The organism is Vibrio sp. 03_296 (assembly GCF_002265885.1).
Genome location: NZ_NPKW01000131.1, coordinates 25,626 through 37,520 on the forward strand (window position 1 = coordinate 25,626; position 11,895 = coordinate 37,520).

General features: G+C 46.4%; 7 protein-coding genes. 4 read left to right on the top strand and 3 right to left on the bottom strand.

Going from position 1 to position 11,895, the window contains the following annotated elements; all coding sequences use genetic code 11:
• Positions 1-62: 62 nt before the first annotated feature.
• Positions 63-2,057, bottom strand: coding sequence for an exoribonuclease II (gene rnb, locus CIK04_RS16620; RefSeq protein WP_097352609.1), 1,995 nt, complete (start codon positions 2,055-2,057; stop codon positions 63-65).
• A 377-nt stretch (positions 2,058-2,434) separates the two neighbouring features.
• On the opposite strand from rnb, the gene CIK04_RS16625 reads away from it, so the two are divergent.
• Both CIK04_RS16625 and CIK04_RS16630 read left to right on the top strand, forming a co-directional pair.
• The gene (locus tag CIK04_RS16625) at positions 2,435-4,372 is read left to right on the top strand and encodes a DEAD/DEAH box helicase (RefSeq protein ID WP_097352610.1); all 1,938 of its coding nucleotides are present in this window, start codon (positions 2,435-2,437) and stop codon (positions 4,370-4,372) included.
• 341 nt (positions 4,373-4,713) lie between these two features.
• Entirely contained in the window at positions 4,714-5,907 is a 1,194-nt protein-coding gene (locus CIK04_RS16630; protein ID WP_017790825.1) for an acetate/propionate family kinase, read from the top strand.
• A gap of 147 nt (positions 5,908-6,054) precedes the next feature.
• Here the strand turns inward: CIK04_RS16630 and CIK04_RS16635 are convergent, their stop codons facing one another.
• On the bottom strand, positions 6,055-7,620 hold the full coding sequence (locus CIK04_RS16635) for an arylsulfatase (protein WP_086468026.1): 1,566 nt from the start codon (positions 7,618-7,620) through the stop codon (positions 6,055-6,057).
• 271 nt (positions 7,621-7,891) lie between these two features.
• The gene (locus tag CIK04_RS16640; RefSeq protein WP_039545265.1) at positions 7,892-8,761 is read right to left on the bottom strand and encodes a LysR family transcriptional regulator; all 870 of its coding nucleotides are present in this window, start codon (positions 8,759-8,761) and stop codon (positions 7,892-7,894) included.
• Positions 8,762-8,884: 123 nt separating this feature from the next.
• On the opposite strand from CIK04_RS16640, the gene CIK04_RS16645 reads away from it, so the two are divergent.
• Positions 8,885-10,402: an arylsulfatase gene (locus CIK04_RS16645; RefSeq protein ID WP_039538172.1), complete on the top strand. Its 1,518-nt coding sequence runs from the start codon at positions 8,885-8,887 to the stop codon at positions 10,400-10,402.
• A gap of 96 nt (positions 10,403-10,498) precedes the next feature.
• Entirely contained in the window at positions 10,499-11,803 is a 1,305-nt protein-coding gene (locus CIK04_RS16650; protein ID WP_097352611.1) for an anaerobic sulfatase maturase, read from the top strand.
• The last annotated feature ends 92 nt before the right edge of the window (positions 11,804-11,895 follow it).

Sequence of the window (11,895 nt, forward strand, 5' to 3'; positions counted from 1 at the left end):
AAATCACGTTATTGTGAATTGGTGGTATAAAAAAAGCGTTCATTTGAACGCTTTTTAAGATGTTAATTCTGAGTTTCTTCTACCACGGGTAATTCAGCGAATACTTGGGTAGGTTTCGCAACCAGGCTTCTGTTCTCCTGGTTAACGTCAGCTAACACGACTTCAAGAACGTCTCCCAGTTTGTATACCACTTCTTTATCGATAGAAACAGTACCTAGGTCACCATTGCACTCAATTCTTTCTTTATTATCAATAATAAGAGAACCAGGGATGAATGCCGCAGCGCCATTTTCAAGTAAACGGATGCGCATACCAGCACGGTTAATATCGAAGATTTCACCGGTAAACAGCGTTTGATTTGCTGGAGCGTCTGCTAGAGTGCGTGCATACAACCAGTCTGCAACATTACGTTCTGCAATCTTGTGATGTTTGCGGTGTAAAGCAAGCTCTTCGCCGACACTATCATCCGGTTTTTGCACAGGCTCTTTGTTTAGAATTAGTGCCTTAAGCATACGATGGTTGATCATATCGCCATATTTACGAATTGGAGATGTCCAAGTTGCGTAGATATCAAGGCCCATCGCATAGTGCGGTAAAGGCTGGTTGCTCACTTCACTGTAGGTTTGGAATTTGCGAATTCGGTTATCAAGATAAGTCGTTTCTTGTTTGCTTAACCAGCGGCGTAGCGCAGCAAAACCTTCACGAGTGGCAATCGACTCAGCTGTGAACTCCAACGTACCGTCTGGGTTAACCAGTTCCACTACATCGGCAATCTTCTCTGACTTGAAGCCTGCATGGCAGTTAAATACGCCAGTACCGAAATGGGCTTGCAGTGTTTTACCCGCACAAATGTTGGCTGTGATCATCGACTCTTCGACCAAGCGGTTTGCACTGCGACGCATGTCTGCGTGAATCGCAACGACATCGTTATCTTCACTCAGTTCAAAACGGTAATCTGGGCGATCTGGGAACACGACAGCATTCTTCTCTCGCCATTCAGCACGAGCTTGCGAGAACTGGTATAGGTCACGCACGATGGCAGCAATTTCTTCGCTTGGTTGCCATTTTTCACAGCTGCCTGTTTCGAGCCAGTCGGAGACATTGTCATACGCCAAACGGGCGTGCGACTTGATGTTTGCCGCAAAGAACTGGATATCATCGCCAATCACGCCGTCTTTACTGACGGTGACTGTGCAGCAAAGGGCAGGGCGGATTTCACCTTCGATTAGCGAACACAGTTCATCAGCAAGGTCACGAGGCAGCATTGGGATGTTGCGTCCAGGAAGATAAATGGTAAAGCCACGCTCACGTGCAACCTTGTCCATTTTATCATCTGGTGTGATATAAGCAGTTGGATCGGCAATGGCAATCGTCAACTCAAAATCGCCAGCGTCGTTTTTCTTCGCGTAGAGTGCATCGTCCATGTCTTTTGTTGACTCACCATCGATGGTCACAAAAGGGATATGCGTCATGTCGATACGCTCAAGATCCGCATCATCTTTAATTTGCCAATCGTCGATACCGGCAGGCTCAGAGTTAGGCAGATCGTTTTCTGCCAGTGTTACCCACCATGGTGCGATCTTGTCATTGGCATCGGTAATTTTCTCGCTGATTTCAACAAAGAAACCGTTGTCATCTTTTAGTGGGTGACGGATCAAATGGCCAACAACCCAGTCGCCTTCAGCAAATTCTTGAGGGTTAAGACCTTTCTTCGTTTTGGCTTTGAGAGACATCTTCTTCAGTTGAGGATGATCAGGAACAACATTCAATTTTCCTTTGAACATTTTCACACGACCGATGAAGCGATTGAGCATCTGCTCGACAAGCTCTTGTGGCTCAGCCACTTCGCGTTCGTTTTCGGTGCGGATAATGGCGATCACCTTATCACCGTGCATACATTTCTTCATGTAGGCGGGTGGAATAAAGAAACTTGTCTTGCTATCGACTTCGAGAAAGCCAAAACCTTTTTCGGTTGCTTTAATCGTGCCTTCTTTCTTTGGCAGATTTTCCTGAATTTGTTGCTTAAGCTGGGCTAAAAGTGGGTTATCTTGAAACATCTTTACTAAACTTATGTTTGAAATTGGGCACACTATAATCATTGCGCCGCGTTATTGCTACCAAAACCCGGTTTAACCCCCCAGTCTCGATAAAAATTGTGCAAATAATATTCGTCTTGAAGCCTTGTTTTTCGGGGGCTGAGCGAGTAGCAAGCGTATGTGAAGAGAATTCAAAGAAATAATTGTGATGAAATTCAATTTTTTCTGGCTTTTTTTATGCTTTTAAGGAATAATCCGCCTCCCTTAAGTCGTCCCCAATGGCTTGTAGCGTTTTAGTACTGTGTTGCTTTGAATTAAAAAGCAGCATCTGAATGGACCAGTATCGAATGAGAAGAGCTTGTGGGACCCATTTTTACAATTAATACAGTAGGATCCCAATGCAAGATTCTGTAATTCAATTCAGCGATTTAGAGCTGAATGATGCTATCCTTTCCGCTCTTGATGGTATGGGCTTTGTTTCGCCAACACCGATTCAGGCAGCTGCGATTCCTCATCTTTTACAAGGTGTGGATGCGCTAGGTAAAGCACAAACGGGTACGGGCAAAACGGCAGCATTTTCTCTGCCTCTTCTCAACAAACTTGATCTCGCACAGCGTAAACCTCAAGCAATCGTACTGGCTCCAACTCGTGAGCTAGCGATCCAGGTTGCGGCTGAGATGAAAAACCTTGGTCAAAACATCCGTGGTTTGAAAGTACTAGAGATCTACGGTGGTGCATCTATCGTTGATCAAATGCGTGCTCTTAAGAATGGCACTCACGTTATCGTGGGTACTCCGGGCCGTGTTCAAGACCTTATCAACCGCGAGCGCCTAGACTTAGGTGAAGTGCATACTTTCGTTCTTGATGAAGCAGACGAAATGCTAAACATGGGTTTCGTTGACGATGTAACGGAAATCATGGAGCACGCTCCATCATCTGCACAACGCGTACTGTTCTCTGCAACTATGCCTCCAATGCTGAAAAACATTGTTGAGCGCTTCTTGCGTGATCCAGTCACTGTCGACGTTGCAGGTAAAAACCACACTGTAGATAAAGTTGCACAGCAGTTCTGGGTTGTTAAAGGCGTAGAAAAAGATGAAGCAATGTCTCGTCTTCTAGAAACAGAAGAGACAGATGCATCAATCGTGTTCGTACGTACTCGTCAAGACACTGAGCGTCTAGCGGATTGGCTATGTGCACGCGGCTTCAAAGCAGCAGCACTACACGGTGATATTCCTCAGTCTCTACGTGAGCGCACGGTTGATCACATCAAACAAGGTGTTATCGATATCCTTGTTGCAACAGACGTTGTTGCTCGTGGTCTAGACGTGCCACGTATCACTCACGTGTTTAACTACGACATCCCATTCGATGTTGAGTCATACATCCACCGTATCGGTCGTACTGGCCGTGCAGGACGTCAAGGTAAAGCGATCCTTCTTGTTCGCACAAACCAAATTCGCATGCTTCGCACTATCGAGCGTGTTACTAAGTCTTCTATGGAAGAGATCCAACTGCCACTTCGTGACAAAGTTGCAGCAGCGCGTCTAGATAAACTTGCCGCTGAGCTTCAAGCTGACATCGAGCATAAAGCGCTTGATAAGTTCGCAGAGCTGATCGAGAAACTAGAAGAGCGTCTAGAGATCGACTCAAGCGTTCTAGCGGCGATTCTATTGAAGCGTCAGCAAGGCAAACGTCCGCTATTCTACATTGGCGAAGACCCAATGATCGAAGCGATTGAGCGCGATAAGCAAAACCGTCGTGAGCGTCGTGAAAGTCGTGACAATGGCGGTCGTCGTGAAAGCTTTAACAGCAACCAAGATTGGGATACTTACCAACTTCAAGTTGGCCGTGAGCAAGGTGTTCAAGTGAAAGACATCGTAGGCGCACTGGCAAACGAACTTGGCTTAGGTAAAGGTTCAATTGGTGCAATCAAACTGGCTCAAGAGCACACGTTTGTTCAGCTACCAAAAGCGATGAGCACACAAGCTGCAAGCAAACTTCGTAAACTGCGTATTCGTCAGAAAGAAGTAGGTGCCGTTGTTTGTGATTTCAACGATTTCAACGAAAACCGTGGTCGTCGTGATGGTGCTCGCCGTGAAGGTGGTTTCCGCGAAGGCGGTCGTCGTGAAGGCGGCTACCGTGGCAATCGCGAAGGCAATCGCGAAGGCAATCGCGAAGGCGGTCGTGAAGGTGGCTACCGTGGTAACCGTGAAGGTGGTTTCCGTGGTAACCGTGACGGTGAGCGTCGTTTTGATCGCAACCGTGGTGGTGATCACCGTGGTAACCATCGTGGTGAGCGTGGCCACGGTCGTCCACGTCGCAACGAAGATTAATCCAATATGATTTAAAGAAAGCCGGGTGATAACCCGGTTTTTTTTCGCTCAAATTTTCAAAGATCTGCACCATTATGGGCTTAAGTGAATAACATTGTTGTAAGTTGAGGGCAACGAATGCTTATAACATATGATGTCACTTGCACTATGGTTATATAATTTTTCGCTTCAAATAAAATCAAAAATTGCGGTAGATCAACAAAAAAGTCGTGACCTAAACAATTGAACTAAAAGATAGTTGAAAGATTCAAAAATTATTGAATAATGGTTTCAACAATGAATGAACATCGCGCCTTGGCGTCGGTCCCTTATATTCCGCTCCACAACAGGAAATAAACTTAATGTCTAATTCGTTCGTATTGGTTATCAACTCGGGTAGCTCTTCTCTCAAGTTTGCAGTCATAAACTCTGTCACTGGTGAAGCCGTGTTGAGTGGCTTGGGTGAGTGTTTCGGTCTTGAAGATGCGCGCATGAGCTGGAAATACTCTGGCGAAAAAACTGAGATTGCCATTGAAGGTGAAGATAACCACCACAAAATCGCTATCGGCAAACTGGTTGGTTTGACTGAAGAATTAGGTTTGACGAAAGATATCGTTGCTGTAGGGCACCGAATTGTACACGGTGGTGAGAAATTCACGTCGACAGTACGTATTAATGAGGAAGTGACGGCAGAGATCGAGAAGCTTGCCGATCTTGCTCCTCTGCATAACCCTGCGGGTGCTATCGGTATTCGTGCGGCGATGGAAGCCTTTCCAGCACTTCCTCAGTTTGCTGTGTTTGATACCGCTTTCCACCAAACTATGCCAAAGCGTGCGTTTACAGGCGCTATCGCGAACGAGTTATACACGGATTTCGGCATTCGTCGCTACGGTTTCCATGGTACCAGCCACTACTTCGTAAGTCGCGAAGCAGCGAAAATGCTGAACAAGCCAATTGAAGAGTCTAGCTTCATCTCTGTACACCTTGGCAATGGTGCTTCAGTGTGTGCAATTAACAATGGTGAATCTGTCGATACCTCTATGGGCTTCACGCCGCTTTCTGGCCTTATGATGGGTACTCGTTGTGGTGACCTAGACCCTGGCATTATTGAATACCTGCTTAAGAAAGGTTGGTCTCAAGAGAAAGTGTTCAACTCGCTAAATAAAGCTTCTGGCTTCTTAGGTGTATCTGGCCTAACTAGCGACGCTCGTGGCATTTTAGAAGCGATGGAACAGGGCCACGAAGGCGCGACGCTAGCATTCCAAGTGTTCACCTACCGTGTCGCGAAATACATTGCGTCATACCTAGCTGCGTTAGATTCTTTTGACGGCATCATCTTCACTGGCGGCATTGGCGAAAACTCACTACCAATTCGTCGTGAGATCCTTAAGAATCTGAAACTTCTTGGTTTTGTTGAAGATGAAAAAGGCAACGAAGATGCTCGTTTCGGTAATGCAGGGGTGATTGCAACATCGGCATTGCTAAACGCAGTGGCGATGGTTATTCCAACCAACGAAGAATTCGTGATTGCTCAACAGTCAGTTGAATTGCTGTAATGACAGCTCTTTACTGCTGATTGATAGGCCCAGTTACTTGAGTGACTGGGCCTTTTTATTTAACACATTTTTTGTTCATACAACTGCCCATACAACAAAAAAAGCCGCTCACATTTGGAGCGGCTGATAGAAAGAGGGGAGATAAGGTTACTTGATTTTCTGCACTTCTTTTTGCAGTTGCTCAAGTTGCTTCATCTTTCCTTGCAAACCCAGTGATTGATAGCTGATGGACGCTGGGTTCATCATCTCACCTTGTTGCATTGGGTAATCAGGCAATGTTTTGAAGAAATCCCCAATAACGTCTTGAACGGGTACAAACAACCACATGTTGTCTGCCATCCAACGTAGATACATGCCCGATTCGTGTGGCGCTTTCTCAAATGGATCTGCACGCAAGTGGATGATTTGTGGCCAGTTTGGAGAGAAGCGAATCGCGTTTGAAATATCGCCTTCCATTACCGCAAAGTTTAGCTTCCAATCGTTCCAACGAATGGCGTTCAGTTCACCATTAGCCGTGAAGTAAAGAAGCGATTCGCGTGGGGCTTTCTTCTCTTTGCCTTCGAAATAAGGCTTAAAGTTATAGCCATCGATATGAACACGCCACTCTTTACCATTCGCTTTATAGCCTTTGGCGAGTTTCTCTTTCACATTCGGTACACCTGCGGCTGCCATTAAGGTTGGCAACCAGTCTTGGTGGGCCATCATGTCGTTGAATTTGCTTCCTGGTTTGATGACACCTGGCCAACGAACAAGTTGTGGAACACGCATGCCGCCTTCCCAAGTCGTCCCTTTTTCACCATAAAATGGTGTTGCGCCGCCATCAGGCCATGTCACGGTTTCTGCACCGTTGTCGGTTGAATAGATAACAATCGTGTTGTCAGCAACGCCCAGTTCGTCGAGTTTGTCGAGTAGGATACCCACTTGGTCATCGTGCTCCAACATGCCATCTGCGTAAATGCTCACGCCCGATTTACCTTGGTACTTTTCTTGAAGGCGCGTCCACACATGCATGCGCGTGGTATTGTGCCAAATGAAGAACGGTTTATCGGCTTTTACCGCTTTTTCCATAAAGGCGAGCGAGGACTCCAAGAACTCTTCGTCTGCGTGCTCCATACGTTTACGCGTCATTGGACCAGTGTCTTCAATTTTGCCGTCAGCATAAGATTTGATCACGCCACGAGGGCCGTAGTTTTTGCGGAACTCAGGATCTTTTGGATAGTAGTAAGTCTCTGGTTCTTCTTCTGCATTGAGGTGGTATAGATTGCCAAAGAACTCGTCAAACCCGTGATTGGTTGGCAGATGTTGGTCTTGATCGCCTAAATGGTTTTTGCCGAACTGCGCGGTCATGTAACCTTGCTCTTTCAACAAATCCGCAATAGTGGGTGCCCAATCAGGAATGCCGTGTTTTGAGCCAGGCATGCCGATGGTTAACAACCCTGTTCTAAACGGCTCTTGGCCAGTAATGAAAGAGGCACGGCCTGCGGTACAAGATTGTTGACCATAGTGATCGGTGAACAGTGCGCCTTCGTTGGCAATACGGTCAATGTTCGGTGTTTGATAGCCCATCATGCCTTGGTTATAGGCGCTGATGTTCCAGTAACCAACATCGTCGCCAAAAATGGCCAGAATATTTGGCTTGTCAGCCGCCGTTGCGGCACCAGAGGTTGCAAGAACACCAATACCGATCGCCAGTTTGCTTATTTGGTTTGCCATAGAAACTCCAATAAGGGGTAGAGGAAGCAGAAAAACCAGGTTTTCCTGCATTAAGATGGCTAATAAGCTAATGATGTGGCTGGAAATTGTCGCTTTATAGTCAATATAACCAATGGTTATGCGAAGCGCTTGACGCCTTCATCGATAAGGAGAGCGGTGGAATGCCGTGCCGCTCGCTATGATGAAAAATGAACGCTCAATCACGTTTTAACAACCGGGTTTTGTCCGTCGAAGTGAGCGTCGAAAGCGGCTGTGATTTCGACGCTCGTGTTTACAGTTCGATGGGATGGGCGTGTGCTTGTTCGAGTTGCGCTTTTATCTTCTCTCTCAACCTCTGGTGAGCTGGGTTGTTTAGCTCGCGCTTATGATAAATGAACTTATAGGGAATCAGGCTAATAGCAATTGGGCAATCGAGAATTTGCAGTTTCAGCGCCTGACTCCATTTTAAGGCAAACGAACGAGAGACCACGCCGAGGCAATCTCGTTGGGCGACATAGAGCGCCATACTCGACAGCGACGTCGTCACAATCTCGACAATCCGCTCTTCAATAGGTTCATTGGCTAGCTGCTCAAACCCTGTGGTGTTGTTCCATTTGCCGGAAAACAGACAATGGCTCTCTTGATAAAACTGGGCTTTGCTAAGCTGTCCTTGAATACGAGGGTGGCCCTGACGGCAAATGACGACAGCGGGTTCTTGGTAGGCGTTCTCGATCACAAAAGAGGAATCTTTGGTGATGACGGTATCGATGATGAGATCCATTTTCTGCTGGCGGATTTGTTCAAACAGCAGATATTTTTCCGGTGGAGATTCGTGGAACACGGTATTGGCTATGGGCGTTAGGCTATGCAAAAGAGTTTCAGAGCAACAGACTTGGAAAGCAGAACGCTCAGAAATGGCGTTGTCTACGATACTGATGGCTTGATGGAATTTAGGGATCAGTTGATAAGCCGAAGCGGTCGGCTCGATGCCGCGTCCTTTCTTAACGAACAACTGTTTATTGACCACCTTTTCTAAGCGCTTAATGGATGCGCTTACTGCCGGTTGAGTTAAGCCCAAATGATCGGCAGCTTTGGTGTAGGACTGATATTCCGCAACCACCAAAAAGGTCTGAATTAAGTTGAGGTCCATAGGATTACTCATAAATCAAATTTATGTTAAAGCGAATTTTAACTCTATTTATCCGCAAAATGACAATATTTATATTAATTAAATCTTTGTTTTGTCCTAGAACGTGTCAACAACCAGCGGAGTAATGGAGTTTTTATGCCCAACAGTAAGAAAAATCTCAGCAAGACATTCGTGTTGAATGCTTGTGCTCTCGCGGTCGGTACAGCCTCTGCCGCCGCCTATTCAGCCGAACAACCCAATATTTTGGTTATCTTTGGTGACGATGTGGGATATTGGAACCTAAGCGCATACAACGGTGGCATGCTTGCGTACAGCACGCCAAACATCGACAGCATTGCCAAAGAAGGCGCCAAATTCACCAACTTTTATGCACAGCAAAGTTCGACAGCAGGTCGTTCTGCGTTTATCACCGGTCAAATGCCTAAGCGAACTGGGCTATCTAAAGTGGGTTTACCAGGCGCGCCTCAAGGTATCTCAGAAAAAGATCCAACCATCGCCACTATGCTCAAACAACTTGGTTATGCGACAGGCCAGTTTGGTAAAAACCACTTAGGTGACCGCGATGAACATCTGCCAACCAATCACGGGTTTGATGAGTTCTTTGGCAACTTGTACCACTTGAATGCAGAAGAAGAACCTGAAAATGTCGACTACCCGAAAAATCCTGAGTTCAAGAAAAAATTTGGCCCGCGTGGTGTGATTCACTCCTATGCAGATGGAAAGATCGAAGACACAGGGCCACTGACGCGTAAGCGCATGGAAACGGTGGATGACGAATTCCTCGAAGCGACAGAACAGTTTATCGAGAAACAAGTGAAAGCGGATAAACCATTCTTTACTTGGTTTAATACCACACGTATGCACAACTTCACCCATGTACCAGAAGCGTATCAAGGCAAAACGGGGGCGGGGTTTTACGCAGATGGGGTGAAGCAGCATGATGATCAAATTGGCCACCTGCTGAATAAGATCAAAGAGCTGGGTGTCGATGACAACACCATCATCGTATACACCACAGATAACGGGCCGATGATCAACTTGTGGCCGGATGCGGGCATGACGCCATTTCGCAGTGAAAAAAATACCGGTTGGGAAGGTGGCTTCCGCGTTCCTGCGCTTATCAAATGGCCGGGCCAAATCAAAGCTGGAGAAACCTTCAATGGCATGATGTCGCTTGAAGACTTTTTCCCAACACTGCTGGCAGCCGCAGGCAACAGCAAGGTCAAGGACGAGCTGCTTAAAGGCAAAAAAGTCGACAATATCAGCTACAAGGTGCATTTGGATGGTTACAACCAATTGCCTTACCTCACGGGTAAAACAGACCAATCTGCACGCAATGAGTTCGTTTATTGGAGTGATGACGGGGATCTGCTGGCACTGCGCTATGGCAAATACAAATACCACTTCATGATCCAAGAGAATGAAACTGGTCTCGCAATTTGGCAGAAGCCTTTCACCAAACTGCGTGTACCTAAGATATTCGACTTGAGTATCGACCCGTTCGAACGTGGAGACACTGGTATGGGTTATGACACTTGGATGTATGAACGCTCATTCCTCATGATGCCAGCAATTGAGAAAGTTCAAGAAGTCATGGGAACATTCAAAGCGTACCCACCTCGCATGGCGCCGGGTTCGTTTGTACCGAAATAACCCTGTCTAAGCGATAGCCTCTTTGGAAAAGGAGAGGCTATCTCTTCTTAATTCATCGTCTTGCCCATACTGAGACAGCAGAAAAGAGAAATACTGATGCAAAAAGTCACTCCTCGTCATTCAACTGCGATGCCTATTGTGCCCATGAAAACTGCGGCAAAGCCCGAAGCAAATCAAAGTTATCAACGTCGTTTTCATGTGATGGCGAAACCCGGCGGTGCCAAATGCAATATTGATTGCCAGTATTGTTTCTATCTGCATAAAGAAGCGTTGCTGCATCAAAAGAAACAGCCTCAGATGAGTGAGGAGTTGCTTGAAACGTTTATCAAAAGTTACATAGCGAGCCAGGATGGCAATGAAATCGTGTTCTCGTGGCAAGGTGGAGAGCCGACACTGCTCGGCCTCGACTACTTTCGCAAAGTGGTTGAACTGCAGAAAAAATATCAGCCAGTTGGCGTTCGCATAGAAAATGACCTGCAAACGAATGGCATTTTGCTCAATGATGAGTGGTGTCAGTTTCTAGCCGAACACCAATTTCTTGTGGGCCTGTCGATCGATGGCCCGCGCGAAATTCATGACAAATATCGCCGAACACGAAGCGGAAAACCCACCTTTGATTTGGTAATGAAATCGGTTGAAACGCTCAAAAAATATGGGGTGAAATTTAACGCTTTGGTTGCAGTGAATCGCCATAATGCTCAGTATCCTCGTGAGGTATATCGTTTTCTTACCCAAGAGTTGGGCGCCACTTATCTCCAGTTTACACCCGTTGTCGAATCCAATGGTTTTCAAACCACAGCGCCGCAGTTTTGGAATGAACAGATGATCCCTGTCGTGGGTAGTGAACTGGCCAAGCCGGGGCATCCTATGTCTGTGGTCACGGATTGGTCCGTGGACCCGCAGCAGTGGGGAGCGTTTCTTATTGTAACCTTTGAAGAGTGGGTGAATAACGATTTAGGGCGTGTACTTGTTAATCTATTTGAAACCGCCGTTGCGCAGGTGATGGGATTGCCTTCGCAACTTTGCGTGACGTCAGAGTTCTGCGGCAAGGGCTTGGCGATAGAACACAATGGTGACGTGTTCAGTTGCGATCACTATGTGTATCCCGAATATCAACTGGCTAATATTCAGCAGCATGATTTGAGTGAGCTGGCCATGTCAACGCGTCAGTACACCTTTGGTATGGCGAAAAGAGAGTCGCTGCCGAGCTATTGCCTGCAATGCCCCTATCTTCAATATTGTTGGGGTGAATGTCCTAAGAATCGCTTGATCAAATCTCCAGACGGTGAAGTTGGACTGAACTATCTGTGTCCGGGCATCAAAGCGTTTTTTGATTATGCATTGCCAATGTTGGTTGGCATTACTCAAATCCTCAAAGCTCCTCATGACCGCCGTGAATAGCGGTTAGCAGCAAGGGGCATATAGACGTTATAACCTTTAGTTATTCAAATTGTTTTTATACTGATTTCAATCTCTTCCTTTCGTTTACAAAA

Bases quoted from the DNA above. Each gene is read 5' to 3' on its own strand.
- rnb (WP_097352609.1), bottom strand. From the start codon at position 2,057: ATGTTTCAAGATAACCCACTTTTAGCCCAGCTTAAGCAACAAATTCAG.
- CIK04_RS16625 (WP_097352610.1), top strand. From the start codon at position 2,435: ATGCAAGATTCTGTAATTCAATTCAGCGATTTAGAGCTGAATGATGCT.
- CIK04_RS16630 (WP_017790825.1), top strand. From the start codon at position 4,714: ATGTCTAATTCGTTCGTATTGGTTATCAACTCGGGTAGCTCTTCTCTC.
- CIK04_RS16635 (WP_086468026.1), bottom strand. From the start codon at position 7,620: ATGGCAAACCAAATAAGCAAACTGGCGATCGGTATTGGTGTTCTTGCA.
- CIK04_RS16640 (WP_039545265.1), bottom strand. From the start codon at position 8,761: ATGAGTAATCCTATGGACCTCAACTTAATTCAGACCTTTTTGGTGGTT.
- CIK04_RS16645 (WP_039538172.1), top strand. From the start codon at position 8,885: ATGCCCAACAGTAAGAAAAATCTCAGCAAGACATTCGTGTTGAATGCT.
- CIK04_RS16650 (WP_097352611.1), top strand. From the start codon at position 10,499: ATGCAAAAAGTCACTCCTCGTCATTCAACTGCGATGCCTATTGTGCCC.